This window comes from Pseudomonas sp. SCA2728.1_7 (genome assembly GCF_018138145.1).
GTDB lineage: Bacteria > Pseudomonadota > Gammaproteobacteria > Pseudomonadales > Pseudomonadaceae > Aquipseudomonas > Aquipseudomonas koreensis_A.
The window spans coordinates 3,089,142-3,113,776 of record NZ_CP073104.1; the positions used below are offsets into that span (position 1 = coordinate 3,089,142).

The following is a 24,635-nucleotide window of genomic DNA, read 5'->3' on the forward strand; positions in this document are numbered from 1 at the left end:
GGATCAGCTTGCAAAGATGTTGAATGAGATAACGCTTTCGCGAGCAGGCTCGCTCCCACAGTTTTGATCGCCGTATGCCCGAATAAAAAAGCCCGCCGGTGATTGCTCATCGGCGGGCTTTTTCTTGCAGCTTGAAACTCGAAGCTTGTCGCTGCTTCAGGGCTTAGATCGCGCCACGCTGACGCAGCAGATCCAGCACTTGCTTGACGCTGTCTTCCAGACTCAGCGTCTGCGTGTCGATCACCAGATCGGCATTCAGCGGCACGTCGTACGGGAAGGATTCGCCCGGGATGTTGTCGCCAGCGGCGGCATACAGACCTTGCGGATCACGCTCGGCGCAGACAGCCGGCGAGGCCTGCACGTAGACCGTCAGCAGACGATCCTTGCCGATCAGCTCCCTGGCTTGCTCGCGCCCCTCAGCACTCGGTGCAACGAACGCAGCCAGGGTCAGCAGACCGGCTTCGTTGAACTGACGCGCCACGTGTGCGGCACGGCGCCAGTTCTCGGTACGCCCGGCGCGATCCTGTGGCAGACCTTTGTTGAGGTCGTGACGCAGGTTCTGGCCATCCAGTACAAACACCGCACGGCCCAGGTCGAACAGCTTGCGCTCGACCGCGTAGGCCAGCGTGCTTTTGCCGGCGCCCGACAGGCCGCTGAACAGCACAGTGGCCGGTTGCTGACCGAAACGCTGAGCGCGCTCTTCAGTGGCCACGTGCGCCAGTTTGCCGTGGTGCGTGGCAGTGCCATGGGTCACTGGCTGCGCGACGATCATGCCGGCGCCAACAGTGCCGTTGGTCAAACGGTCGATGATGATGAACGCGCCGGTGGTGCGGTTGCTTTCGTAACCGTCGAGGGCGATCGGCGCGTCGAGCGCGATCTTTACCTTGCCGATTTCGTTGAGCTGCAACGCGCTCGCCGGGCCTTCTTCAAGGGTGTTGACGTCGACCTTGTTAACGATGCTGGCAATCGAGCCCGGCACGTAACTGGTGGCGCGTTTGATGTCGTATTTCTTGCCCGGCAGCATCGGCTCTTCAGCCATCCACACCAGCATCGCTTCAAAGCTGTCGGTGACCGGCGGCACGTTGTCGGCATGCACCAACAGGTCGCCACGGGAGATGTCGATTTCGTCTTCCATGGTCAGCGTTACGGCCTGACCTGGACCGGCGTGTTCCAGTTCACCTTCGAAAGTGACGATGGATTTCACCCGGCTGCTTTTGCCCGACGGCAGCACCACGACTTCGTCACCCTTGTGCACGATGCCGCTGGCCAGCGTGCCGGCGAAACCACGGAAGTTCAGGTTCGGACGGTTGACGTACTGCACCGGGAAACGCAGATCGGTGAAGTTGCGATCGCCCGCGACTTCCACGGTCTCGAGGATTTCCATCAGCGACTGGCCTTTGTACCAAGGCGAGCGCTCGGATTTGTTCACCACGTTGTCGCCCTTGAGGGCAGACATCGGCACGAAGTGCATGCTGGTCGGCTTCATCTTCAAGCCTTCGGCGAACTTCAAATAGTCAGCCTTGATCGACTCGAACACGCCTTCATCGAAGCCCTTCAAGTCCATCTTGTTGATGGCGACAACGATGTGCTTGATGCCCAGCAGGGAGGCGATAAAGCTGTGGCGACGGGTCTGGGTCTGCACGCCGTAACGCGCGTCGACCAGAATGATCGCCAGGTCACAGGTGGAGGCACCGGTGGCCATGTTGCGGGTGTACTGCTCATGGCCGGGAGTGTCGGCGATGATGAATTTGCGCTTGGCGGTGGAGAAATAGCGGTAAGCAACATCAATGGTGATGCCCTGCTCCCGCTCGGCCTGCAGGCCGTCGACCAGCAACGCCAGGTCGATGTCGTCACCGGTGGTGCCGACTTTCTTCGAGTCGCGAGTGATCGCTTCGAGGTGATCTTCGTAGATCATTTTCGAGTCGTGCAGCAGGCGCCCGATCAGGGTGCTCTTGCCGTCATCGACGTTACCGCAAGTCAAAAAGCGCAGCAGCTCTTTACGTTCGTGCTGGCCCAGGTAGGCGAGGATGTCCTCGCTGATCAAATCAGATACGTGCGACATGACAGCCCCTTAGAAATAGCCTTGACGTTTTTTATCTTCCATCGAGCCGGCGCCATCGTGGTCGATGACTCGGCCCTGGCGCTCGGAAGTTCGCGTCAGGAGCATTTCTTGAATGATGTCCGTCAGGCTTTCGGCCTCGGACTCCACGGCACCCGTCAACGGGTAGCAGCCAAGGGTGCGGAAACGCACTTTCTTTTTGACGATGCGCGCTTTGTCTTCGTCGGACAGGTGCTCGAGGATGCGCTCGTCGTCGATCATGATCAGCGTGCCGTTCTTCTCGATCACTTCGCGTTCGGCGGCGAAGTACAACGGCACAATCGGGATGCCTTCGAGGTAGATGTACTGCCAGATGTCCAGCTCGGTCCAGTTCGACAGAGGGAATACACGAATGGATTCGCCCTTGTTGACCTTGCCGTTGTAGACGTTCCACAGCTCTGGACGCTGGTTTTTCGGGTCCCAACGGTGCTTGCTGTCGCGGAACGAGTACACGCGCTCTTTGGCACGGGATTTCTCTTCATCGCGACGAGCGCCGCCGAACGCTGCGTCGAAACCATGCTTGTCGAGTGCCTGTTTCAGGCCCTCGGTCTTCATGATGTCGGTGTGCTTGGCGCTGCCGTGAGTGAACGGGTTGATGTTCTGCGCCACGCCGTCCGGGTTGATGTGAGTGATGAGGTCCAGGCCCAGCTCTTCGACCATCTTGTCGCGGAACTTGTACATCTCCTGGAATTTCCAGCGGGTGTCGACGTGCATCACCGGAAACGGCAGTTTGCCCGGGAAGAACGCCTTGCGTGCCAGGTGCAGCATCACGGCGGAGTCTTTACCGATGGAGTACAGCATAACCGGGTTATCGAACTCGGCGGCCACCTCGCGGATGATGTGGATGCTTTCCGCCTCCAGCTGTTTCAGATGCGTCAGTTTGTCGACCATGGCTACTCACGAAAACTTTCTTATGAACGGCCAGCGGGCCGTGTTCGAGCGGGAAATCCTAGCACAGCGGCCTCTTCTAATCAGGACGCCAACTAGATCGAAAGGGTATATGAATATGCCCACTCGTTTGGGCGATGCCCCCTGTAGGAGTGAGCCTGCTCGCGATAGCGTTGTCACATTCGACATAGCGGTGACTGACACTCCGCTATCGCGAGCAGGCTCACTCCTACAGGGGATTTGCGGTGGTTTTCAGATCGGGTTGGGGCAGTCGATGAAGATGTGCTCGACGGCAAAGCGTTTCGCCAGGTAGTCGCCCAGTGCCTGTACGCCATAGCGCTCGGTGGCGTGATGGCCGGCGGCGATGAAGCTGATGTCGTTTTCGCGGGCGCTGTGGAAGGTCTGCTCGGACGCTTCACCGCTGAGATAAAGATCGACGCCCGCCGCGACGGCCTGATCGATATAGCCCTGACCGCCGCCGGTGCACCAGCCGACCCGACGAATCATCGGATTGCCTTCAATCAGCAACGGTTCGCGGCCCATCACTTCTTGCACCTTGCGGGCGAAATCGCGGGCGGTCAGCGGTTCTTTCAAAGACCCGACCAGACCGACAATTTTCAGATTGTCCGGGTCCAGCGGGCCTTCCACAGTGATGTCCAATTGGCGAGCAAGCTGCACGTTATTACCGACATCCGGGTGCAGATCCAGCGGCAAGTGATAGGCCAGCAAGCTGATGTCATGCTTGAGCAAGGTCTTCAGTCGACGCTGCTTCATGCCGGTAACGCACGGGTTCTCGCCCTTCCAGAAGTAACCGTGATGCACCAGCACCAGATCGGCCCCGGCCTCGACGGCAGCGTCCAGCAACGCTTGGCTGGCCGTGACGCCGCTGACGATGCGCATCACCTGCGGACGGCCCTCGACCTGCAAACCGTTGGGGCAATAATCGGCAATTTTCGCACTGCCAAGGTAACGGTCGGCTTCTTCGACGAGGGTGCTGAGGGCAACGGCCATGAAAGACTCCTAAATATCCCGTTCAGAGGCACGCGCGGCCTCGTATAATGCGCGACATTATGGGCGGTCTGACCCCGCCTGCAACTCTTCCAGGACGTGCTTAATGTTCAAGGCGCTGCGTTTTATGGGCTGGCCGTTGTTGGCCGGCGTGCTTATCGCTCTGTTGATTATTCAGCGTTACCCGCAGTGGGTCGGGCTGCCGAGCCTCGACGTCAACCTGCAACAGGCCCCGCAAACCACCAGCGTGCAGCAGGGGCCGGTGTCCTATGCGGACGCGGTGACCATCGCTGCGCCTTCGGTGGTCAATCTGTACACCACCAAAGTTATCAACAAGCCGGCGCATCCGCTGTTTGAAGATCCGCAGTTCCGCCGTTTCTTCGGCGATAACTCGCCGAAGCAGAAACGCATGGAATCGAGCCTCGGCTCCGGGGTGATCATGAGCCCGGAAGGCTACATCCTCACCAACAACCACGTGACCAGCGGTGCCGACCAGATCGTCGTGGCGCTGAAGGATGGCCGCGAAACCCTCGCCCGCGTCATCGGCAGCGATCCGGAAACCGACCTTGCAGTGTTGAAGATCGATCTGAAAACCCTGCCGGCGATCACCGTCGGCCGCTCGGACAACATTCGTATCGGCGACGTCGCGCTGGCCATCGGCAACCCATTCGGCGTTGGCCAGACCGTGACCATGGGCATCATCAGCGCCACCGGGCGTAACCAGTTGGGGCTGAACAACTACGAAGACTTCATCCAGACCGACGCGGCGATCAACCCGGGCAACTCCGGCGGCGCGCTGGTTGATGCCAACGGCAACCTTACCGGCATCAACACAGCGATCTTCTCCAAGTCCGGCGGCTCGCAAGGCATTGGCTTTGCGATCCCGGTGAAACTGGCGATGGAGGTGATGAAGTCGATCATTGAGCACGGTCAGGTGATTCGTGGCTGGCTGGGCATTGAAGTGCAGCCGCTGACACAGGAACTGGCTGAGTCGTTTGGTCTGTCCGGGCGTCCGGGAATTGTCGTTGCGGGGATCTTCCGCGATGGCCCGGCACAGAAGGCAGGCCTGCAATTGGGCGACGTGATTCTGAGCATCGATGGCGAGCCGGCCGGTGATGGCCGTCGTTCGATGAACCAGGTCGCGCGGATCAAACCGACGGACAAAGTGACGATTCAGGTGATGCGCAACGGCAAAGAGCTCAAGCTCACCGCAGAAATCGGCCTGCGTCCGCCACCGGCGCCGGTGAAAGAAAAAGAAGAATAAAACTTTTTTCGCGCCAGTCGCGCGAATAAAAGACATTCTCAACAGGCATGTTATATTGTTTCAATTCTAAGAATTGGAACAACATAACATGTCGTCTCGAACAAAGGCTTCCCTGCTCGGTCTGAGCCTTGGTCTGCTGGTCGATCCAGCCTTCGCCGAAGAGCCCAAACCCCTCGAACTCGACGCCATCAGCGTCATCTCCGACTACGAATCGCCGACCGGCCCGGTCAAGGGCTATCGCGCCACACGTTCATCCAGTGCAACCAAAACCGACACCGCGATCCGCGATATCCCGCAGGCGATCAGCGTTGTGCCCGCCAGCGTGCTCAAGGATCTGGGCAGCACCAGTGTCGAGCGCGCGCTGGATTTCGCCGGTGGCGTATCCAAGCAAAACAACTTCGGCGGCCTGACGCTGTACGAATACAGCGTGCGCGGCTTCACCACTTCGGAGTTCTACAAGGATGGCTTCAGCGCCAATCGCGGCTATCCGAGCACACCGGATGCGGCCAACATCGAGCGCATTGAAGTGCTCAAAGGCCCCGCCGCCAGTCTGTATGGCCGAGGTGATCCCGGCGGCACGGTAAACATCGTCACCAAGAAACCGCAGTCCGAAGCCTTCACTACCCTGCAAACCAGCGCCGGCAGTTGGGATCGTTATCGCACCGCACTGGACGTCAACACGCCGCTGGATGATCAGGGCGATGTGCTCTCGCGGATCAACCTTGCGGTCGAAGACAACAACAGTTTTCGCGATCATGTCGACAGCCAGCGCGTATTCGTCGCGCCTTCGATCAGTTGGCAATTGAACCCGGACACGTCGCTGTTGGTGGAAAGCGAAATCGTCCGTCACAGCTCCACCTTCGATCGCGGCATCGTCGCACCGAACAACAAGTGGAGCGGCGTGTCGCGCTCGACCTTCCTCGGCGAACCCAACGACGGCAACATCGACAACCACAACAATCTGCTGCAGGCGACGCTCGAACATCACCTCAACGACAGCTGGAAACTGCGTCTGGCAAGTCACTACAAGGAAGGCAAACTTTGGGGCTACGCCTCCGAGAATCGTCCATTGAACGCCGACGGTCACACCGTCAACCGCCGCTATCGCGAGCGCGATACCAACTGGCATGACAGCATTACCCAACTGGAACTGCGCGGCCTGTTCGACCTCGGCCCGTGGCAGCACGAACTGCTGATCGGCACCGAGTATGAAAACTTCCGCAAGAACGAGCGCGTCACCACGATTGCCGGCGGCCCTTACGCCATCGACATCTATAAGCCGGTCTACGGCCAGCCAAAACCCAACGGCGCACGCTCGGGCAGCGACTTTTTCGAACACGTCGAAAGTCATGCACTGAACCTGCAGGATCAGATCGTCTTCACCGACAAACTGCGCGGGATGATCGGTGCGCGCTTCGAGCACTTCGATCAGCACATTGACGACCACAGCCGCAACGCCACCAGCAACCAACGTCACGATGCCCTCATCCAACGCGTCGGCCTGCTCTATCAACTGACGCCGGATACCGGCCTCTTCGCCAATGCCTCGACCTCGTTCAAACCAAACAATGGCCTCGACGCCTCCGGCAAATCCTTCGACCCGGAAGAAGGCGTCGGCTACGAAGTCGGGATCAAGAACGAGCTATTCGACGAGCGCCTGAGCAGCACCCTCGCCTTCTTCCACATCGACAAGGAAAACGTCCTCGCCCTCGACCCGGCCAGCGACACCAGCCGGGCGATGGGCAAGGCGCGCAGTCGCGGTTTCGATCTGCAAGTCACCGGACAAGTGACTGACGCAGTGCGGCTGATCGGCGCCTTCGCTTACATCAATGCCGAGGTGACCCAGGGCGACGCAGTGATTCCCACCGGCAGTCGCATCCTCGGCGTGGCCAAACGCAGCGGTAGCCTGCTCGGGGTTTATGAGTTTCAGGATGGCCATTTACGCGGCTCGGATGTCGGCGCTGCGTTCACCTATGTCGGTGACCGCTCGGGAGAGTCCGGCAGCGACTTTGAATTGCCGGCCTACCAGACCGTCGACCTGCTCGCGCATTACAAGGCCAGCGACAACGTCACCGTCGGCCTGAACCTGAACAACCTCTTCGACGAAAAGTATTACGAGCGCTCCTACAGCAACTACTGGGTCAACCCCGGCGAACCGCGCAATTTCACCGTCAGCCTGACTCTCAACCTGTAAAAGGACGTCACCATGCAATACGGCAAATCCCTTGTACTCATCGCCGCGCTGTTCGCCGGTCAGGTCTCGGCCCATGGCCTGTGGACTGAGCAACGGCGCGGCAATATCGAAGTGGTCTACGGTCATGGCGCTGAGGACAATGCGTTCAAGGCGCAGAAAATCAGCGGCGCGTGGGCTTATGACGCGGGCGGCAAGATGATTCCGGTCAGCATCGAGCGTCTGGCGGATCATGCACGTTTGAAGCCGCTGAAGTCGCCTGCGGTGATGGCCGTGGCGCTGAACAACGGCATGTGGTCGCAAACGGCTGACAAGAAGTGGATCAACCAAGGTCGCAGCAAAGTCCCTGGCGCCATTGAGGCCACCGAGACATTCAAATACAGCCTGGCGATTTATCAGCCGGGGGCGAAGTTGCCCAAGCTCGATCAGATCAAGTTGCTGATTCTGCCGGAGGTTGATCCGCTGACGGTTGGGCCGGGCAAGTCATTGCCAGTTCGGGTGTTGCTCGATGGTAAACCGGCGGCTGGGGTGAAATTGATTGGCGACTATCGCAGTGCGCCGAACACGTTGAGCACCGAGACTGACAAGGAGGGTCGGGCGCAGGTATTGGTGAGGAATGAAGGGTTGAATGTGATTGCGGCGCAGATAGAAGTGCCGGTGAAAGGCAGCGCAGATGTGGATAGTCGCGGCTTGTTCACCTCACTGACGTTCCTTGGCGAGCCGCATCACGAATAAGTGGTGTCTCGAGATATTTGTTGAATCCGAAAATTACCCCCTCACCCCAACCCTCTCCCCCAGGGGGGCGAGGGGGAAAGGGGGCAGATTTGTTTGCTCTTCAAACCAGAGTTCGACTCGATATCTCAAGTCGGTGTATCTCTAAAGTGCGCCTCGGTCAGTCCCCTCTCCCTCTGGGAGAGGGTTAGGGTGAGGGGCTCTTGCTTTTAGAGGTCGCCAAGTCCATCGATAAGCGCCTGATTCTGCTCCGGCGTACCAATCGAAATCCGCAAAAATTGCGCAATCCGCTCCTGCTTGAAGTGCCGCACAATCACACCCTGCTCGCGCAGTTTGGCCGCCAGCCCCGCCGCGTCATGCTGCGGATGCCGGGCGAAGATGAAGTTCGCCGCCGATGGCAACACTTCAAAACCCTTGGCCTGCAACTGCGCGATCACCCACTCACGGCTCTCGATCACCAGTCGGCAGGTCTTGTCGAAATGCTCGCGATCTTCAAACGCCGCTGCCGCCCCGACAATCGCCAGACGATCCAGCGGATAAGAGTTGAAGCTATTCTTGATCCGCTCCAGCGCCTCGATCAGATCCGGATGTCCGACTGCGAAACCCACGCGCAAACCAGCCAGCGAACGCGACTTGGACAGGGTTTGCGTCACCAGCAGGTTCGGATAACGGTCCACCAGACTGATTGCGGTTTCGCCGCCGAAGTCGATATAGGCCTCGTCTACGACCACCACCGAATCCGGGCTGGCCTTGAGGATTTGCTCGACCGCCTCCAGCGCCAGCAGGCAACCGGTTGGCGCATTCGGATTCGGGAAAATAATCCCGCCGTTCGGCTTGGCATAGTCTGCCGGGTTGATCTGGAACTGCACGTCCAGCGGCACCGCATCAAACTCGATGCCGTACAGACCGCAGTAAACCGGATAGAAGCTGTAGCTGATGTCCGGAAACAACAGCGGCTTATCGTGTTGCAGCAAGCCGTGGAAAATGTGCGCGAGAACTTCGTCCGAACCGTTGCCGAGGAACACCTGATTGCTCTGCACGCCGTAATACTGGGCGACGGCAGTTTTCAGCAGGTCACTGTTCGGGTCCGGGTACAGACGCAGGTTATCGTTAAGCTCGACCTGCATCGCCGCCAAGGCTTTTGGCGATGGGCCGTAGGGGTTTTCGTTGGTGTTGAGCTTGACCAGTTTGGTCAGCTTCGGCTGTTCGCCCGGCACGTACGGCACCAGATCCTTGACGAACGGGCTCCAGAATTTACTCATCGCTCAGTTCCCCTGCCCTTGTAGAAAGTCTTCGTCTTTGATGCGGTATTCGGCGCTGCGCGCGTGTGCGCTCAGCGATTCGCCACGGGCCAGCACCGATGCAGTCTTGCCCAGCTCGGAAGCGCCGGCTTCGGAGCAGAAGATGATCGACGAACGCTTCTGGAAGTCGTACACGCCCAGCGGCGAAGAGAACCTCGCAGTGCCGGACGTCGGCAGTACGTGGTTCGGGCCTGCGCAGTAGTCGCCCAGCGCTTCGGAGGTGTGACGGCCCATGAAGATCGCACCGGCGTGGCGGATCTGCGGCAGCCAGGCTTGTGGGTCAGCGACCGACAATTCCAAATGTTCCGGAGCGATACGGTTGGCGACTTCGATGGCCTGAGCCATGTCGCGTACGTGAATCAGCGCACCACGGCCATTGATCGAGGTTTCGATGATCGTCGCGCGGTCCATGGTCGGCAGCAGTTTGTCGATGCTCGCGGCGACCTTGTCGAGGAACTCGGCGTCCGGGCTGACCAGAATCGCCTGCGCATCTTCGTCGTGCTCGGCCTGCGAGAACAGGTCCATGGCGATCCAGTCCGGATCGGTCTGGCCGTCGCACACCACAAGGATTTCCGAAGGGCCGGCGATCATGTCGATGCCGACCTGTCCGAATACATGACGCTTGGCGGTGGCGACATAGATGTTGCCCGGGCCAACGACTTTGTCGACTTTCGGTACGCTTTCGGTGCCGTAGGCCAACGCAGCGACGGCTTGCGCACCGCCGATGGTGAACACCCGGTCGACGCCAGCGATGCACGCAGCCGCCAGCACCAGTTCGTTGATTTCACCGCGCGGGGTCGGCACGACCATGACCACTTCGGTCACGCCGGCGACCTTGGCCGGAATCGCATTCATCAACACCGACGACGGGTACGACGCCTTGCCGCCCGGCACATACAGACCGGCGCGATCCAGCGGCGTGACCTTCTGGCCGAGCACGGTGCCGTCAGCCTCGGTGTAGCTCCAGGAATCCTGCTTCTGTTTTTCGTGGTAGCTACGCACACGGGCCGCGGCTTTTTCCAGGGCTTCGCGCTGGGGCACGGTGATGCGGGTCAAAGCCAGTTCCAGACGCTCGCGTGGCAGGATCAGGTCAGCCATCGACGCGACTTCGAGGCCGTCGAACTTCTGGGTGAACTCGACCAGCGCCGCGTCACCGCGCTCGCGCACAGCCTTGATGATGTCCAGCACGCGCTGATTGACCGAGTCGTCAGACACACTTTCCCAGCTCAGCAGATGATCCAGATGATGCGCGAAATCCGGGTCAGCAGCGTTGAGTCGGCGAATTGCAGTCGGTGCGGTCATAGCGAGAGCCTCATAGGAATGGCAAAAAACTCAGGCGCCCGAAACTATCATTCGATCCGCTTAGGCACCTGAGAATTCTGGCTATGAGGCGGATAGACGGCGCGACCTGGGGCCGCGCAGGTAAATCAGCCGCGGTGTCGCGATTCCACTGCGTTGCGCAGGGTATCGATCAACGCCTGGATTCGGGCGTGTTGCATTTTCATCGAAGCTTTATTGACGACCAGGCGCGAGCTGATCGTGGCGATCAGTTCCTGAGGTTCCAGGCCGTTGGCGCGCAGGGTGTTACCGGTGTCGACAACGTCGATGATCTTGTCGGCCAGACCGATCAGCGGTGCCAGCTCCATCGAGCCGTACAGCTTGATGATGTCGACCTGACGGCCCTGCTCGGCGTAATAACGCTTGGCAACGTTGACGAACTTGGTCGCCACGCGCAGACGGCCCTTGGGCTCAGGCGCGCCGATCTTGCCGGCGGTCATCAGCTTGCACTGGGCGATTTGCAGGTCCAGTGGCTCGTACAGGCCCTGACCGGTGTATTCCATCAACACGTCTTTACCGGCAACGCCGAGGTCAGCCGCGCCATGCTCAACGTAAGTCGGCACATCGGTGGCACGCACGATCAGCAGACGAACGTCGTCCTGCGTCGTGGGAATGATCAGCTTGCGGCTCTTGTCCGGATTCTCGGTCGGCACGATGCCCGCTTCGGCGAGAAGCGGCAGGGTGTCGTCAAGGATGCGGCCCTTGGACAGTGCGATGGTCAACATGGGAAACGTCAGTCCTTATCAAGGTACTCATGTCCGGTCGCAATCGGCGCCGGACACACATCGAGCCGGAAACCGGCTCGACTCTTAAAATCAGTGGACACGTCCCTGTGTCCCAATGCAGCTATCAGCCCGGAACGCGACGGATCTTGGCGCCCAGCATCTGCAGTTTTTCTTCGATGCACTCGTAACCACGGTCGATGTGGTAGATGCGGTCGATCAGCGTGTCGCCTTCGGCAACCAGCGCCGAGATCACCAGACTGGCCGAAGCACGCAGGTCGGTGGCCATCACTGGCGCGCCTTTGAGGACTTCAGTACCGGTAACGATGGCAGTGTTGCCTTCGACCTGGATCTTGGCGCCCATGCGGTGCAGTTCGTACACGTGCATGAAACGGTTTTCGAAGATCGTCTCGATCACCGCACCAGTGCCTTCGGCAATGGCGTTGAGCGAGATGAACTGCGCTTGCATGTCAGTCGGGAATGCAGGGTACGGCGCGGTGCGCACGTTGACTGCTTTCGGACGCTTGCCATGCATGTTCAGCTCGATCCAGTCTTCACCACAGGTGATTTCTGCGCCGGCTTCACGGAGTTTTTCCAGAACGGCTTCGAGGATGGTCGGATCGGTGTCCTTGACCTTGACGCGACCACCGGTCACGGCAGCAGCAACCAGGTAGGTGCCGGTCTCGATACGGTCAGGCATGACTTTATAGAAAGCCGAACCCAGACGCTCGACGCCATCAATGGTGATGGTGTCGGTGCCAGCACCGGAAACCTTGGCACCCATGGCGTTGAGGAAGTTCGCCAGGTCAACCACTTCAGGTTCGCGAGCGGCGTTCTGCAACACGCTGCGGCCCTTGGCCAGAGCAGCGGCCATCATGATGTTCTCGGTACCGGTCACGCTGACGGTATCGAAGAAGAAGTGCGCACCGCGCAGGCCGCCTTCCGGCGCCTTGGCCTTGATGTAGCCGCCTTCGACGTCGATCACCGCGCCCATGGCTTCGAGGCCACGGATGTGCAGGTCGACCGGACGCGAACCAATGGCGCAACCGCCAGGCAGTGCGACTTCGGCCTCACCGAAACGGGCAACCATCGGGCCCAGTACCAGGATCGACGCACGCATGGTTTTCACCAGTTCGTACGGGGCGATCAGGGTCTTGATGGTGCGCGGGTCGATTTCGACGCTGAGTTTCTCGTCGATCACCGGCTCAATGCCCATGCGACCGAACAGCTCGATCATGGTGGTGATGTCGTGCAGGTGCGGCAGGTTGCCAACGGTCACCGGGCCATCGCACAGCAGGGTGGCAGCCAGGATCGGCAGGGCGGAGTTTTTTGCGCCGGAAATGCGGATCTCGCCATCAAGACGAGCGCCACCGGTAATAATCAATTTATCCATAAGAATCTCGACGCCCTTAGGCTCAGGTGCGCTCGGCCCAGGCCGCGCGGCTGAAAAATTTCATAGTGACCGCATGGATGCTGCCATCGGTGATCCATGGGTTCAAATGGGCATAGACCTGCTGCTGACGCTTCACCGGGCTCAACGCCGCCAGTTCATCGCTAATCACGTTCAGCTGGAAATTGCAGCCTTCGCCCTCAACTTCTACCAACGTTCCGGGCAGCTTTCCTTCAAGGAAGCTCTTCACTTCTACGGCCTGCATGCTCAACCTCAATCGGCGCCCTGTGCGCACGGGTCGGACATCATACAAAAAAGCCCCGCGCCTGCGAACCCCGCATGGCAGGACTCTGACGGGGGGCTTCTTTATAGATGCGGGTTCAGGGGTGCGCCAACAGTTCGGTCAGTTCACTGACCTGAGCAATTTCGCGCATGTCTTCGGGCATCGCACGGATGCTCACAGCCTTGCCGGCCGCGCTGGCATCGCGCATGAAGCACAGCAGCAACGACAAACCGACGCTGCTGGACTTCTTCACCGCCGAGCAATCGATCACCAGCGAAGCAGCCTTGCTGGACTTGATCAGCGTCTGGCCTTGCTTGCGCAGGTCAGCGCCGGTGCGATAGTCCAGCACTCCGCTGAGCAGAAGCTCGTCGACATCACTCATACGAACTGCGGCCTCATTCATTGCGCGGGGTTCTTTTCGGTGGCTTCCTTGGCCTTGGCCACTTCCCCGGCCCAACCATTGATGGTCTTGTCCAGGTCGTTGCCATTGCGCTGCATCGCGTCGGCGAACTGATCACGGAACAGTTTGCCGATGTTGATGCCATTGATGATCACGTTGCGCAGTTTCCACTCGCCGTTGATCTTCTCCAGCGTGTACTGCACAGGATAGATTGCGCCGCTGCTGCCCTTGACGGTCATGTTGACGCTGGTGCGGTCGCCCGATTCGTCCTTGGCAGGATCAACGGTAATGCCCTGGTTGTTGTACTCGAGCAAGGCATTACCGTAGAACTGGAACAGGCCTTTCTTGAAGTTTTCCTGGAAGGTCTGCATCTGCGCCGGCGTGGCCTTGCGCGAATACTTGACCGTCATGATGCTCTTGGAAATGCCTTCAGCATCCACCACCGGACCGACAATGCTGTTGAGCGCCGCGTAGAAATCAGTCGGATCCTGCTTGTATTTCTCTTTGTTGGCAGCCAGATCGGCCAGCAACCGGGTGGTCGTGTCCTGCACCAGTTCATGCGCGGATTGCCCAGGCGCAGCGTTAGCCATCAGTGGCAATGCCGCGAGCAACACCAACAGGCCACGTCGCAAGGTAGAAATCATTCAAAAGCTCCTCATTTGGCGTCTTTGCTAACGGTATTGAGCAGGAATTTACCGATCAGGTCTTCCAGTACCAGTGACGACTGGGTGTCGTGAATGGTTCCACCATCCTTCAGCGGTTTGTCTTCCCCGCCGACGCTGATACCGATGTACTTCTCGCCCAGCAGACCAGCGGTCAGGATAGACGCTGTGGAGTCAGTCGGCAGGTTGTCGACCTTTTTATCCACTTGCAGGGTGACCCGACCGGTGAAGCTGTCGCGATCCAGATCGATCGCCGTGACCTTGCCGATGGTCACACCGGCCATGGTCACTTTGGCTCTGACCGTCAAACCGGCGATATTGTCGAAATAGGCATACAGTTTATAGGTGTCGGTGGTCGACGTCGGAGACAGACCACTGACCCGCAAAGCAAGCAGCAACAAAGCCAGGATCCCTGCCAGCAGGAACAGGCCGACACCGATTTCCAGGGTGCGGTTTTGCATCAGAAATCTCCAAACATCAAAGCGGTCAGAATAAAGTCCAGGCCGAGCACTGCCAGCGAGGCAAATACCACGGTCTTGGTGGTGGCGCGACTGATGCCCTCGGAAGTGGGCTCACAGTCATAGCCTTGGAATACGGCGATCCAGGTCACGACAAAGGCGAAAACGATACTTTTGATTACGCCATTGAGCACGTCACTGGTGAAATTCACGCTGTTCTGCATGTTCGCCCAATAAGAGCCTTCATACACACCCAGCCAGTCGACGGCCACCCACGAACCGCCCCAAATCCCGACCACGCTGAAAATCATCGCCAGCACTGGCAGGGAAATGAAACCGGCCCACAGGCGCGGGGCAATGATGTACTTGAGCGGATCGACGCCGATCATTTCCAGACTGGAAAGCTGTTCGGTGGATTTCATGTTGCCGATCTCGGCGGTCAGCGCCGAACCGGCACGACCGGCAAACAACAATGCCGTCACCACCGGACCGAGTTCACGCAACAGGGTCAGTGCAACCATCTGCCCCACCGCCTGCTCCGAACCGTAGCTCGACAGAATGCTGAAGCCCTGCAGCGCCAGCACCATGCCGATGAAGATCCCGGAAACGACGATGATCACCAGCGACATGACGCCGACTGAATGCAGCTGCTTGACCAGCAGACTGAAACCTCCGCTGATCCCGCCACGCCCCAGCAAGGCATGAAACAGGAACAGCGTCGCACGACCGAACACCGCGACGGCGTCGATCGCCGCCTCGCCGAACCGGCGCACGCGTTCTATTAATGAAATTCTGCGCATCAGCGCTTCCCCAGAAGATCTGCGCGGTAATCCGTCGCTGGAAAATGGTACGGCACCGGGCCGTCGGGATCGCCGGTCATGAACTGACGGATACGCGGCTCGTCCGAGTTCATCAACTCGTCCGGCGTACCCTGCCCCAGCACCTGACCATCACCGACAACATAGATGTAGTCGGCGATGCTCGCGGTTTCAGCCAGATCGTGTGACACCACGATACTGGTAATCCCCAGCGCATCGTTGAGCAGACGGATCAATCGGACCAGCACGCCCATGGCGATCGGGTCCTGCCCGACGAACGGTTCGTCGTACATGAGGATCTGCGGATCGAGCGCAATCGCCCGCGCCAGTGCGACGCGGCGTTTCATGCCACCGGACAGCTCGTCCGGCATCAGCTCGATGGCACCGCGCAGACCGACCGCCTGCAGTTTGAGCAGGACGATGTCGCGGATCATTTCTTCCGGCAGATCGGTATGAACACGCAGGGGGAAAGCCACGTTCTCGAATACATCGAGATCGGTGAACAGCGCGCCGCTTTGAAACAGCACACCCATGTGCTTTCGCGCATCGAACAGATCGCTGCGCGAAAGCGCAGGCAGGTTCTGGCCGTTGACCCAGACTTCGCCGCTGGCAGGGCGCAATTGTGCGCCCATCAATCGCAGCAGCGTGGTCTTGCCACACCCGGAAGGCCCCATGATGCCGGTGACCTTGCCGCGCGGGATGCGAATATCGACGTTATTGAAAATGCTGCGCGCACCGCGCTTGAAGGAAACTCCCTTCAGCTCGACCGCGTAGGCGTTATCGGCACTCATCTAAACTCCTTGCGATGCAGCCTCTCACTCGGACGCCTGTCTTTACTTAAAAAGTACGTACATCCCGGGCAGGCCGAACTGGCGGCGAACTATATCACTGCAAAGGCTACGCGCCCAAGGCTTGTACCTGCCTGAGTTCGGCGATATGACAGGTGCGCAGGCTCTTTTGCCGGGTTTTGGTAACCAGGAATGACAAAGCACGACGAACTAGCGTGAGGCTTTGCAACATAACCGCTATAATCGCCGCCTTTTCATCGGGCTAAACGATTTCTGACATGAGCCAATCCAGCGATCTGATTCAATCGGCACAACGCACCATCCAACTCGAAGTGGAAGCCGTACAAGGCTTATTGCCCCATATCGACGCCGATTTCGTACGCGCTTGCGAGACAATCCTGAACAGCAAGGGCCGTGTAGTCGTGGTCGGCATGGGCAAATCAGGACACATCGGCAACAAGATTGCCGCCACGCTGGCCAGCACCGGCACTCCGGCCTTTTTTGTTCACCCGGCCGAAGCCAGTCATGGCGACATGGGCATGATCACTCGCGACGATGTAATCCTGGCCCTGTCGAACTCCGGCTCGACCAACGAAATCGTCACGCTGCTGCCGCTGATCAAGCGCCTGGGCATCCAGCTGATCAGCGTCACCGGCAACCCGCAATCGCCGCTGTCCAAAGCTGCCGAAGTCAATCTCAACGTGCACGTCGAGCACGAGGCCTGCCCGTTGAACCTGGCGCCGACCTCTTCGACGACTGCGGCCCTGGTCATGGGCGACGCCCTCGCCGTCGCGCTGCTTGAGGCCCGCGGCTTCACCGCCGAAGACTTCGCCTTCTCCCATCCTGGCGGTGCCCTCGGCCGTCGCTTGTTGCTGAAAGTGGAAAACGTCATGCATTGCGGTCAGGCGTTGCCGCAAGTACAACGCGGCACACTGCTCAAAGACGCGCTGATGGAAATGACCCGCAAGGGCCTGGGCATGACCGTCATCCTTGAAACTGACGGTAAACTGGCCGGGATCTTCACTGACGGCGATTTGCGCCGCACACTGGATCGCAGCATCGACATTCGCACCGCCACTATCGACCAGGTGATGACGGCTCACGGCAAGACTGCCCGCCCGGAAATGCTGGCCGCCGAAGCCCTGAAAATCATGGAAGATAACCGAATCAACGCTTTGGTAGTCGTAGACGAGGAAGATCGCCCGGTCGGCGCCTTCAACCTCTCCGATCTGCTGCGCGCAGGAGTCATGTAATGAGCAACGATCTGCTGCAACGCGGCAAAGCGATCAAACTGGCGGTTTTCGACGTCGATGGCGTCCTTACCGACGGGCGTCTGTACTTTCTTGAAGACGGTAGCGAATTCAAGACCTTCAACACCCTCGACGGTCAGGGCATCAAGATGCTGATGAACGCAGGCGTGCAGACCGCCATCATCAGCGGCCGCAAAACGCCGGTGGTCGAGCGTCGAGCGAAAAACCTCGGCATCCCGCACCTGTTTCAGGGGCGCGAAGACAAATTGGTCGTTCTTGACGGCCTGCTGGAGCAACTGGGCCTAAGCTATGAACAGGTCGCCTACCTCGGTGACGACCTGCCTGACTTGCCGGTGATTCGCCGTGTAGGCTTGGGCATGGCCGTGGCCAACGCGGCCGACTTCGTCCGCGAACACGCCCATGGCGTTACCCGAGCCCGCGGTGGTGAAGGTGCCGCCCGCGAATTCTGCGAACTGATCCTGCGCGCCCAAGGCCACCTCGATGCGGCCAACGCCGCGTACCTGTGAGCCAAGCCATGTTCAGCAAAAAATTTCGTAACTTCCTGCTGTTCGGCTGCATCGCTGCGATTTTCGCAGCGGTCGGCTACTGGAATATCAGCCCGGAACGCTTTCTCGACAAACCACCGGTCACCTCGGTGGAAACGCCTATCGACTGGTATGCAACCAACACGCATACCCTGCAATACCTGCCGGATGGCAAGGTGCAGTATGAAATGACGTCCGAAAAAGCCGAACACGTGAAGGCAACCGACGTCACGCTCGTGACCAAACCCGACCTGAACATGTATCGCGGAACGGAATTTCCGTGGCACGTGACCAGTGAGCGCGGCGAAGTGAACTCAGGCGGCACCGAAGTCGAACTGATCGATTCGGTACGCGTTGCGCGCACCGATGAAAAGAAGCGTGACATCCTGATCACGTCCACTCGCATGACCGTGTTCCCGCAGCAGGAATATGCGCAGACCGAGCAACCCGTTAGAATCGACGGCGCTGGCGGTGTATCGACTGGCGTTGGAATGAAAGCGTACCTGAAGGAAAGCAGGATACACCTGCTATCGAACGTAAGAGGACAGTATGAGGCTCGTTAAAACCCTCCCTATTTTGCTCAGTCTGGGCGCAGCACTGGGAAGCGTGAGCGCCTGGGCTCTGCCGAACGATCAGCAGCAACCTATCCGCATTCAGGCCGACGACGCCCAACTGGATGACAAGAACGGCATCGCCACCTACAAGGGCGACGTGATCATCACCCAAGGCTCGATGAAGGTGACCGGTAATACCGTGACCATCACCCGCACCCCGGCCGGCGATATCGACGTGGTGACTTCGGTGGGCAACCTTGCCTACTTCGAACAACTGCAGACCGCTGGCGACACCAAGCCGGTTCAGGGCTGGGGCGTGACGATCCAGTACCACGCCGCGCAGAATCGCGTTGTGCTGATCGACAAGGCCAAGGTTGTCGACAAGGACAACAACACGACGCAAGGCGAGAAAATCGTCTATGACACCGTGAAGAAACTGGCCAGCGCCGGTCGCGCTACCGGCAGCAAGGTTACCGAGGCGCGTCCGCGCATCGATATGGTGATCCAGCCGAAGAAGAAAACCGACGAGAAAACCCAGTAATGGCAACTCTGAAAGCTCAGCACCTGGCCAAGGCCTATAAAAGCCGCCAGGTCGTGCGTGACGTCAGCCTGTCGATCGACAGCGGCCAGATCGTCGGCCTGCTCGGCCCGAACGGTGCCGGCAAGACCACCTGCTTCTACATGATCGTCGGCTTGGTACAGGCCGATCAGGGCCGCGTACTGATCGATGATCTGGACGTCAGCCACCAGCCAATGCACGGCCGTGCAAAGGCTGGCATCGGCTATCTGCCGCAAGAAGCGTCGATCTTCCGCAAACTGTCGGTGGCCGACAACATCATGGCCATCCTCGAGACCCGTCAGGAGCTCGACAAGGCCGGTCGCCGCAAAGAGCTGGAAAGCCTGCTGCAGGAATTCCACATCAGCCACATCCGCGACAACCTCGGCATGAGCCTGTCCGGCGGTGAACGCCGCCGGGTGGAAATCGCTCGCGCGCTGGCAACGGCACCGAAATTCATCCTGCTCGACGAACCGTTCGCCGGTGTCGACCCGATTTCGGTCGGCGATATCAAGCAGATCATCCACCACCTCAAGGCCAAAGGCATCGGTGTGCTGATCACCGACCACAACGTTCGTGAGACGCTGGATATCTGCGAAACCGCTTACATCGTCAACGATGGTCAGTTGATTGCCGAGGGCGATGCAGAAACCATCCTGGCCAACGATCTGGTCAAGGAAGTGTATCTGGGCCACGAGTTCCGCCTGTAAGCGCAACAGTGCCCGGTGCGCCGCCCGGGCGCTGTATCGATTCAAGCAGGATTTAATACGCTTTAATTGTTACAGCGCTCTAGGCAAACACTTCAGTTTCAGGCATATAATTTGCTTAAGTTTGGCGCTCCGGCGCCCTGTAGTGGATGGCGCATAGCGCCGGCGAATAAGGTGTTAAGCCCCTGCCATGAAACCATCGCTAGTCTTGAGAATGGGCCAGCAGCTGACGATGACACCGCAGCTGCAACAGGCCATCCGCCTGCTCCAATTGTCGACCCTGGATCTGCAACAGGAAATCCAGGAGGCGCTGGAATCCAATCCGATGCTCGAACGCCAGGAAGAAGGCGACGACTTCGACAATTCCGACCCCATGGCCGACAACGCCGAACAGAAGCCCACCGAAATCCAGGAACCCTCCTATCAGGAAACCGCGCCGACGGTGGACAACCTCGAGGACGGCGAATGGAACGAGCGCATCCCCAACGAGCTTCCGGTCGACACGGCCTGGGAAGACGTCTACCAGACCAGCGCCAGCAGCCTGCCCAGCAGCGACGATGACGAGTGGGATTTCACCACGCGCACGTCCGCCGGCGAGAGCCTGCAAAGCCACCTGCTGTGGCAACTGAACCTTGCACCGATGTCCGACACCGACCGCCTGATCGCCGTGACCCTGATCGATTGCATCAACAATCAGGGTTACCTGGACGAAACACTCGAAGAGATCCTTGAGGCGTTCGACCCGGAACTGGACATCGAACTGGACGAAATCGAAGCCGTCCTGCACCGCATCCAGCAGTTTGAACCGGCCGGCATCGGCGCGCGCAACCTCGGCGAATGCCTGCTGCTGCAATTGCGCCAGTTGTCGGCCAAGACACCTTGGCTGGCTGAAGCGAAACGTCTGGTCAGCGATTACATCGACCTGCTCGGCAGCCGCGACTACAGCCAGTTGATGCGGCGCATGAAGCTCAAGGAAGACGAACTGCGTCAGGTCATCGAGCTGGTGCAAAGCCTCAATCCGCGCCCGGGTTCGCAGATCGAGTCAACCGAAGCCGAATACGTCGTGCCCGACGTGATCGTGCGCAAGGACAACGAACGCTGGCTGGTCGAATTGAACCAGGAATCGGTACCACGGCTGCGCGTCAACGCCCAGTACGCCGGTTTCGTCCGTCGCGCCGACACCAGTGCCGACAACACCTTCATGCGCAACCAGTTGCAGGAAGCCCGCTGGTTCATCAAGAGCCTGCAGAGCCGCAACGAAACCTTGATGAAAGTTGCCACCCAGATCGTCGAGCATCAGCGCGGTTTTCTGGAGTACGGCGACGAAGCGATGAAGCCATTGGTCCTGCATGACATCGCCGAAGCGGTCGGCATGCACGAATCGACGATATCACGGGTGACCACGCAGAAATTCATGCATACCCCGCGCGGTATTTATGAGCTGAAATACTTTTTCTCCAGCCACGTCAGCACCTCCGAAGGCGGCGAATGCTCGTCCACGGCGATCCGCGCGATCATCAAAAAACTGGTTGCTGCGGAAAATCAGAAAAAGCCGTTGAGTGACAGCAAGATCGCTGGTTTACTGGAGGCACAAGGCATTCAGGTGGCTCGCCGCACCGTCGCCAAGTACCGCGAATCCCTCGGGATCGCGCCTTCGAGCGAACGCAAGCGGTTGATGTAAGCCACGTTACAGCGTTCCAGTGGCAGGCTATCCAGCCTGCCGCTTTATGCACTGGCAACGAAGGAGAAGCTGTATGCAAGTCAACATCAGTGGACACCAACTGGAAGTGACCGAACCTCTGCGCGACTACATCAATGAGAAACTTCAACGATTGGAGCGCCATTTCGACAAGATCACCAACGTGCAAGTCACGATGTGCGTCGAAAAGCTTAAGCAGAAAATCGAAGCCACCTTGCATATTCCCGGCAGCGAAGTGGTCGCCAACGCAGAAGATACTGATATGTATGCTGCGATCGACTCACTGACCGACAAGCTGGATCGCCAACTCAAAAAGCATAAGGAAAAGACCCAAAGCCTCCTCCAGGGCGCGACAGGTCGATAACCCCCCATTCCATGATCCGACTTGAAAGTATCCTGACCCCCGGCCGTTCCCTTGTGAACGTGCCGGGCGGCAGTAAAAAGAAAGCCCTCGAACAAATTGCCAACCTGATCGCCCGCGAAGTGCCGGATCTGGCCATGCAGGATGTCTTCGAGGCGTTGATTGCCCGTGAAAAACTCGGTTCCACCGGTTTTGGTAACGGCATCGCCATCCCCCATTGCCGCCTCAAGGGTTGCCAAGCGCCGATCAGCGCGCTGATGCACCTTGACGCTCCGATCGATTTCGACGCCATTGACGGCGCTCCGGTTGACCTGCTGTTTGTTTTGCTGGTCCCGGAAGCCGCCACCGATGCGCATCTGGAGTTGCTACGTCAGATCGCCAGCATGCTGGATCGTAAGGAAGTGCGCGAAAAGCTGCGTAGCGCACCGAGTAGCGAAGCCTTGTATCAGGTCGTCCTGAGCGAGCAGAACGGGCATTAATCATGCGTTTGATCATCGTCAGCGGCCGTTCCGGCTCGGGTAAAAGTACGGCTCTGGATGTCCTTGAGGACAACGGCTATTACTGCATCGACAACCTGCCCGCAGGCTTGCTGCCGGAACTCGCCGAACGCGCGCTGATTCACACTGAGCTGGCGCAACCGCTGGTGGCCGTATCGATCGATGCGCGCAACCTGCCGAGTCATCTGACGCGCTTTCCCGAGTTGCTTGAAGATGTCCGGGCCAAGCACATCCAGTGCGATGTCCTGTATCTGGACGCCGACGAAGAAACCTTGCTCAAGCGTTTCTCCGAAACCCGCCGTCGCCACCCGCTGAGCAACGCCAATCGCTCGCTGGCCGAAGCGATCCAGGATGAAACCGCCCTGCTCGGCCCGATCGCCGACCTCGCCGACCTGAAGATCAACACCACCAATCTGAACCTGTATCAGCTGCGCGACTCCATAAAGCTGCGCCTGCTGAATCAGCCAGAGCCGGGCACCGCGTTTCTGGTCGAGTCATTCGGCTTCAAGCGCGGCATGCCGGTGGATGCAGATCTGGTGTTCGACGTGCGCTGCCTGCCCAATCCGTACTGGAAGCCGGAACTGCGTGCGCAATCCGGTCTTGATGCGCCAGTGGCCGAGTACCTGGCCGCACAGCCGGAGGTCGAAGAAATGTTTCAGGACATCTTCACCTACCTGCACAAATGGCTACCGCGCTTCGCTGCGAGCAACCGTGCCTACGTCACCATTGCCATTGGCTGCACCGGCGGACATCACCGCTCCGTCTACCTGACCGAACGCCTGGGTCAGGCCCTGCAGAAAACCCTGAAGAACGTCCAGGTTCGCCACCGCGACCTCACTTAAAGGATTCACACCGCGATGCCTGCTCTGGAAATCGAAATCATCAACAAGCTGGGCCTGCATGCCCGCGCATCGGCCAAGTTCGTTGGCGTGGCCGGGCAGTTTCCGGATTGCTCGATCAGAGTCGGTCGCACGCCAGAGACCACGGTTGACGGTAAAAGCATCATGGCAATGATGATGCTGGCAGCTGGCAAGGGCACCAGGATCTATCTGAGTACTGAAGGGCATCAGGAACAGGAAGCGCTGGATGCGCTGGTGGCGCTGATCAACAACTATTTCGACGAAGGTGGCTGACAGCCAAAATCAAAAGATCGCAGCCTGCGGCAGCTCCTGCATTGGAATGCGTTCCCTGTAGGAACTGCCGAAGGCTGCGATCTTTTGATCTGCTTCAGCCCAACGCCGTATCCATCACCATCATCAGACAAAACCCGATCAACAGGCCAAGGCTGGCCAGTTTGTCATGACCATGGCGTCGTGATTCCGGGATGACCTCGTGGGTCACCACCAGCAACATTGCCCCCGCCGCCAGTGCCAGACCTAATGGCAGCAGCACCTGCGCCAGACCGACCAGCCACGCACACAGCAACGCAAACACCGGTTCGACCAGACCTGACGCCGCGCCGATCAGGAACGCCTTGACCCGCGACATTCCTGCCCCGGCCAATACCAGCGCAATCACCAGACCTTCCGGCACATCCTGCAAAGCAATGCCCATGGCCAGGCTGTCCGCATCCGGCATGCCGCCGCCGGCAGAGACGCCAACGGCCATGCCTTCCGGGATGTTATGGGCAATGATGGCGCACACGAACAGCCAGATCCGCGGCGGAATAACCGGATGCTCGACAGTGCCGACGAGCATTTCCGGGGACGCGCCGGAAACCTGGCGATCGACCAGATACAAGCCAAACGCACCGAGCATGATGCCGAAGCAGATCAGGCCACTGGCGCCCCACGGAGTCAGGCCGAGGCTTTCAGCGGCGGCAATGCCCGGCACGATCAACGAAAACGCCGTCGCCGCCAACATCACCCCGGCACCAAAACCCAGCAAAGTATCGCTGAGTGCCTGCGGCATGCGCCGAATCACGAGCACCGGCACCGCGCCAAGCGCCGTGCCGAGGGCGCAGATCGCGCCGCCCTGCAACGCCCGCGACAGCCTCGGCTCGAGATCCAGCCATTCCAGCCCGTGGGCGACCAGCAAGGTCATGCCCGCCAACAGCAACAGCGATCCCACTGCGTAACGAAACATACGCCCACTTCCGATCGCCAGTGTCTCAGTGCCCATAGTC

27 protein-coding genes are annotated in these 24,635 nt (G+C 59.2%); 13 read left to right on the forward strand and 14 right to left on the reverse strand.

The window, feature by feature from the left end; translation table 11 throughout:
- Positions 1-163: 163 nt before the first annotated feature.
- From cysN to KBP52_RS13915, 3 genes are all read right to left on the reverse strand, one after another.
- The gene (gene cysN / locus KBP52_RS13905) at positions 164-2,062 is read right to left on the reverse strand and encodes a sulfate adenylyltransferase subunit CysN (protein ID WP_137219263.1); all 1,899 of its coding nucleotides are present in this window, start codon (positions 2,060-2,062) and stop codon (positions 164-166) included.
- Between the two features lie 9 nt (positions 2,063-2,071).
- On the reverse strand, positions 2,072-2,989 hold the full coding sequence (gene cysD, locus KBP52_RS13910) for a sulfate adenylyltransferase subunit CysD (protein ID WP_007912374.1): 918 nt from the start codon (positions 2,987-2,989) through the stop codon (positions 2,072-2,074).
- Positions 2,990-3,238: 249 nt separating this feature from the next.
- Entirely contained in the window at positions 3,239-3,997 is a 759-nt protein-coding gene (locus KBP52_RS13915) for a Nif3-like dinuclear metal center hexameric protein (RefSeq protein WP_077571140.1), read from the reverse strand.
- Positions 3,998-4,100: 103 nt separating this feature from the next.
- Here KBP52_RS13915 and algW point away from each other — a divergent pair, with 103 nt between their 5' ends.
- From algW to KBP52_RS13930, 3 genes are all read left to right on the forward strand, one after another.
- The gene (gene algW / locus KBP52_RS13920; protein ID WP_064387994.1) at positions 4,101-5,258 is read left to right on the forward strand and encodes a Do family serine endopeptidase AlgW; all 1,158 of its coding nucleotides are present in this window, start codon (positions 4,101-4,103) and stop codon (positions 5,256-5,258) included.
- A gap of 88 nt (positions 5,259-5,346) precedes the next feature.
- Positions 5,347-7,452 (forward strand): TonB-dependent siderophore receptor, encoded by a 2,106-nt coding sequence (locus KBP52_RS13925; RefSeq protein ID WP_212622971.1) that lies wholly within the window; start codon positions 5,347-5,349, stop codon positions 7,450-7,452.
- 12 nt (positions 7,453-7,464) lie between these two features.
- The gene (locus tag KBP52_RS13930; RefSeq protein ID WP_212622972.1) at positions 7,465-8,184 is read left to right on the forward strand and encodes a DUF4198 domain-containing protein; all 720 of its coding nucleotides are present in this window, start codon (positions 7,465-7,467) and stop codon (positions 8,182-8,184) included.
- A gap of 206 nt (positions 8,185-8,390) precedes the next feature.
- Here the strand turns inward: KBP52_RS13930 and hisC are convergent, their stop codons facing one another.
- The 10 genes from hisC to KBP52_RS13980 all read right to left on the reverse strand — a co-directional run bounded on the left by hisC (position 8,391) and on the right by KBP52_RS13980 (position 16,344).
- Positions 8,391-9,443, reverse strand: coding sequence for a histidinol-phosphate transaminase (gene hisC, locus KBP52_RS13935; protein ID WP_212622973.1), 1,053 nt, complete (start codon positions 9,441-9,443; stop codon positions 8,391-8,393).
- Positions 9,444-9,446: 3 nt separating this feature from the next.
- Entirely contained in the window at positions 9,447-10,784 is a 1,338-nt protein-coding gene (gene hisD, locus KBP52_RS13940) for a histidinol dehydrogenase (protein WP_212622974.1), read from the reverse strand.
- A gap of 125 nt (positions 10,785-10,909) precedes the next feature.
- Complete coding sequence (hisG, locus tag KBP52_RS13945) at positions 10,910-11,545, reverse strand: ATP phosphoribosyltransferase (RefSeq protein ID WP_007912384.1); 636 nt, start codon at positions 11,543-11,545, stop codon at positions 10,910-10,912.
- A gap of 124 nt (positions 11,546-11,669) precedes the next feature.
- Entirely contained in the window at positions 11,670-12,935 is a 1,266-nt protein-coding gene (gene murA / locus KBP52_RS13950) for a UDP-N-acetylglucosamine 1-carboxyvinyltransferase (RefSeq protein ID WP_007912385.1), read from the reverse strand.
- Between the two features lie 22 nt (positions 12,936-12,957).
- On the reverse strand, positions 12,958-13,197 hold the full coding sequence (locus KBP52_RS13955; RefSeq protein WP_016771670.1) for a BolA family protein: 240 nt from the start codon (positions 13,195-13,197) through the stop codon (positions 12,958-12,960).
- 115 nt (positions 13,198-13,312) lie between these two features.
- Positions 13,313-13,618 carry an STAS domain-containing protein gene (locus tag KBP52_RS13960; protein WP_123594955.1) on the reverse strand — a complete coding sequence of 102 codons (306 nt, stop codon included), beginning with the start codon at positions 13,616-13,618 and terminating at the stop codon, positions 13,313-13,315.
- Positions 13,615-14,259, reverse strand: coding sequence for an ABC transporter substrate-binding protein (locus KBP52_RS13965; protein ID WP_077571134.1), 645 nt, complete (start codon positions 14,257-14,259; stop codon positions 13,615-13,617). The genes KBP52_RS13960 and KBP52_RS13965 overlap by 4 nt, the downstream gene beginning before the upstream one ends.
- 11 nt (positions 14,260-14,270) lie before the next feature.
- The gene (gene mlaD, locus KBP52_RS13970) at positions 14,271-14,738 is read right to left on the reverse strand and encodes an outer membrane lipid asymmetry maintenance protein MlaD (protein ID WP_007912400.1); all 468 of its coding nucleotides are present in this window, start codon (positions 14,736-14,738) and stop codon (positions 14,271-14,273) included.
- The gene (mlaE, locus tag KBP52_RS13975; RefSeq protein ID WP_007912402.1) at positions 14,738-15,535 is read right to left on the reverse strand and encodes a lipid asymmetry maintenance ABC transporter permease subunit MlaE; all 798 of its coding nucleotides are present in this window, start codon (positions 15,533-15,535) and stop codon (positions 14,738-14,740) included. The genes mlaD and mlaE overlap by 1 nt, the downstream gene beginning before the upstream one ends.
- Positions 15,535-16,344, reverse strand: a complete 810-nt coding sequence (locus KBP52_RS13980) for an ATP-binding cassette domain-containing protein (protein ID WP_007912403.1) — start codon at positions 16,342-16,344, stop codon at positions 15,535-15,537. The genes mlaE and KBP52_RS13980 overlap by 1 nt, the downstream gene beginning before the upstream one ends.
- A 275-nt stretch (positions 16,345-16,619) precedes the next feature.
- Here KBP52_RS13980 and KBP52_RS13985 point away from each other — a divergent pair, with 275 nt between their 5' ends.
- The 10 genes from KBP52_RS13985 to KBP52_RS14030 all read left to right on the forward strand — a co-directional run bounded on the left by KBP52_RS13985 (position 16,620) and on the right by KBP52_RS14030 (position 23,643).
- Complete coding sequence (locus KBP52_RS13985) at positions 16,620-17,594, forward strand: KpsF/GutQ family sugar-phosphate isomerase (RefSeq protein ID WP_212622975.1); 975 nt, start codon at positions 16,620-16,622, stop codon at positions 17,592-17,594.
- Positions 17,594-18,118, forward strand: coding sequence for an HAD family hydrolase (locus KBP52_RS13990; RefSeq protein ID WP_077571132.1), 525 nt, complete (start codon positions 17,594-17,596; stop codon positions 18,116-18,118). The genes KBP52_RS13985 and KBP52_RS13990 overlap by 1 nt, the downstream gene beginning before the upstream one ends.
- 8 nt (positions 18,119-18,126) lie before the next feature.
- The gene (gene lptC / locus KBP52_RS13995) at positions 18,127-18,699 is read left to right on the forward strand and encodes an LPS export ABC transporter periplasmic protein LptC (RefSeq protein WP_038357537.1); all 573 of its coding nucleotides are present in this window, start codon (positions 18,127-18,129) and stop codon (positions 18,697-18,699) included.
- Positions 18,686-19,231, forward strand: a complete 546-nt coding sequence (gene lptA, locus KBP52_RS14000; protein WP_034154485.1) for a lipopolysaccharide transport periplasmic protein LptA — start codon at positions 18,686-18,688, stop codon at positions 19,229-19,231. Before lptC ends, lptA begins: the two co-directional genes overlap by 14 nt.
- A complete protein-coding gene (gene lptB / locus KBP52_RS14005) occupies positions 19,231-19,956 on the forward strand; it encodes an LPS export ABC transporter ATP-binding protein (protein ID WP_008085069.1) in 726 nt (241 codons plus the stop codon). The genes lptA and lptB overlap by 1 nt, the downstream gene beginning before the upstream one ends.
- Positions 19,957-20,143: 187 nt before the next feature.
- The gene (locus KBP52_RS14010) at positions 20,144-21,634 is read left to right on the forward strand and encodes an RNA polymerase factor sigma-54 (protein ID WP_077571131.1); all 1,491 of its coding nucleotides are present in this window, start codon (positions 20,144-20,146) and stop codon (positions 21,632-21,634) included.
- A 73-nt stretch (positions 21,635-21,707) separates the two neighbouring features.
- The gene (raiA, locus tag KBP52_RS14015; RefSeq protein ID WP_077571130.1) at positions 21,708-22,016 is read left to right on the forward strand and encodes a ribosome-associated translation inhibitor RaiA; all 309 of its coding nucleotides are present in this window, start codon (positions 21,708-21,710) and stop codon (positions 22,014-22,016) included.
- A gap of 11 nt (positions 22,017-22,027) precedes the next feature.
- Positions 22,028-22,492, forward strand: coding sequence for a PTS IIA-like nitrogen regulatory protein PtsN (gene ptsN / locus KBP52_RS14020; protein WP_077571129.1), 465 nt, complete (start codon positions 22,028-22,030; stop codon positions 22,490-22,492).
- Positions 22,493-22,494: 2 nt separating this feature from the next.
- Positions 22,495-23,352: an RNase adapter RapZ gene (gene rapZ, locus KBP52_RS14025; protein WP_038357533.1), complete on the forward strand. Its 858-nt coding sequence runs from the start codon at positions 22,495-22,497 to the stop codon at positions 23,350-23,352.
- A gap of 15 nt (positions 23,353-23,367) precedes the next feature.
- On the forward strand, positions 23,368-23,643 hold the full coding sequence (locus KBP52_RS14030; RefSeq protein ID WP_110719040.1) for an HPr family phosphocarrier protein: 276 nt from the start codon (positions 23,368-23,370) through the stop codon (positions 23,641-23,643).
- A 94-nt stretch (positions 23,644-23,737) separates the two neighbouring features.
- Here KBP52_RS14030 and KBP52_RS14035 read toward each other — a convergent pair whose 3' ends face one another.
- A complete protein-coding gene (locus tag KBP52_RS14035; RefSeq protein WP_212622976.1) occupies positions 23,738-24,631 on the reverse strand; it encodes a ZIP family metal transporter in 894 nt (297 codons plus the stop codon).
- Positions 24,632-24,635: the final 4 nt, after the last annotated feature.

Coding starts and splice junctions, on each gene's coding strand:
- KBP52_RS13980 (WP_007912403.1), bottom strand. CDS start 16,344: ATGAGTGCCGATAACGCCTACGCGGTCGAGCTGAAGGGAGTTTCCTTC.
- KBP52_RS14030 (WP_110719040.1), top strand. CDS start 23,368: ATGCCTGCTCTGGAAATCGAAATCATCAACAAGCTGGGCCTGCATGCC.
- raiA (WP_077571130.1), top strand. CDS start 21,708: ATGCAAGTCAACATCAGTGGACACCAACTGGAAGTGACCGAACCTCTG.
- cysN (WP_137219263.1), bottom strand. CDS start 2,062: ATGTCGCACGTATCTGATTTGATCAGCGAGGACATCCTCGCCTACCTG.
- cysD (WP_007912374.1), bottom strand. CDS start 2,989: ATGGTCGACAAACTGACGCATCTGAAACAGCTGGAGGCGGAAAGCATC.
- KBP52_RS13955 (WP_016771670.1), bottom strand. CDS start 13,197: ATGCAGGCCGTAGAAGTGAAGAGCTTCCTTGAAGGAAAGCTGCCCGGA.
- KBP52_RS13930 (WP_212622972.1), top strand. CDS start 7,465: ATGCAATACGGCAAATCCCTTGTACTCATCGCCGCGCTGTTCGCCGGT.
- rapZ (WP_038357533.1), top strand. CDS start 22,495: ATGCGTTTGATCATCGTCAGCGGCCGTTCCGGCTCGGGTAAAAGTACG.
- KBP52_RS13960 (WP_123594955.1), bottom strand. CDS start 13,618: ATGAATGAGGCCGCAGTTCGTATGAGTGATGTCGACGAGCTTCTGCTC.
- lptB (WP_008085069.1), top strand. CDS start 19,231: ATGGCAACTCTGAAAGCTCAGCACCTGGCCAAGGCCTATAAAAGCCGC.
- hisG (WP_007912384.1), bottom strand. CDS start 11,545: ATGTTGACCATCGCACTGTCCAAGGGCCGCATCCTTGACGACACCCTG.
- KBP52_RS13985 (WP_212622975.1), top strand. CDS start 16,620: ATGAGCCAATCCAGCGATCTGATTCAATCGGCACAACGCACCATCCAA.
- ptsN (WP_077571129.1), top strand. CDS start 22,028: ATGATCCGACTTGAAAGTATCCTGACCCCCGGCCGTTCCCTTGTGAAC.
- hisC (WP_212622973.1), bottom strand. CDS start 9,443: ATGAGTAAATTCTGGAGCCCGTTCGTCAAGGATCTGGTGCCGTACGTG.
- lptC (WP_038357537.1), top strand. CDS start 18,127: ATGTTCAGCAAAAAATTTCGTAACTTCCTGCTGTTCGGCTGCATCGCT.
- KBP52_RS13965 (WP_077571134.1), bottom strand. CDS start 14,259: ATGATTTCTACCTTGCGACGTGGCCTGTTGGTGTTGCTCGCGGCATTG.
- hisD (WP_212622974.1), bottom strand. CDS start 10,784: ATGACCGCACCGACTGCAATTCGCCGACTCAACGCTGCTGACCCGGAT.
- KBP52_RS13925 (WP_212622971.1), top strand. CDS start 5,347: ATGTCGTCTCGAACAAAGGCTTCCCTGCTCGGTCTGAGCCTTGGTCTG.
- KBP52_RS13990 (WP_077571132.1), top strand. CDS start 17,594: ATGAGCAACGATCTGCTGCAACGCGGCAAAGCGATCAAACTGGCGGTT.
- KBP52_RS14035 (WP_212622976.1), bottom strand. CDS start 24,631: ATGGGCACTGAGACACTGGCGATCGGAAGTGGGCGTATGTTTCGTTAC.
- KBP52_RS14010 (WP_077571131.1), top strand. CDS start 20,144: ATGAAACCATCGCTAGTCTTGAGAATGGGCCAGCAGCTGACGATGACA.
- KBP52_RS13915 (WP_077571140.1), bottom strand. CDS start 3,997: ATGGCCGTTGCCCTCAGCACCCTCGTCGAAGAAGCCGACCGTTACCTT.
- lptA (WP_034154485.1), top strand. CDS start 18,686: ATGAGGCTCGTTAAAACCCTCCCTATTTTGCTCAGTCTGGGCGCAGCA.
- algW (WP_064387994.1), top strand. CDS start 4,101: ATGTTCAAGGCGCTGCGTTTTATGGGCTGGCCGTTGTTGGCCGGCGTG.
- murA (WP_007912385.1), bottom strand. CDS start 12,935: ATGGATAAATTGATTATTACCGGTGGCGCTCGTCTTGATGGCGAGATC.
- mlaD (WP_007912400.1), bottom strand. CDS start 14,738: ATGCAAAACCGCACCCTGGAAATCGGTGTCGGCCTGTTCCTGCTGGCA.
- mlaE (WP_007912402.1), bottom strand. CDS start 15,535: ATGCGCAGAATTTCATTAATAGAACGCGTGCGCCGGTTCGGCGAGGCG.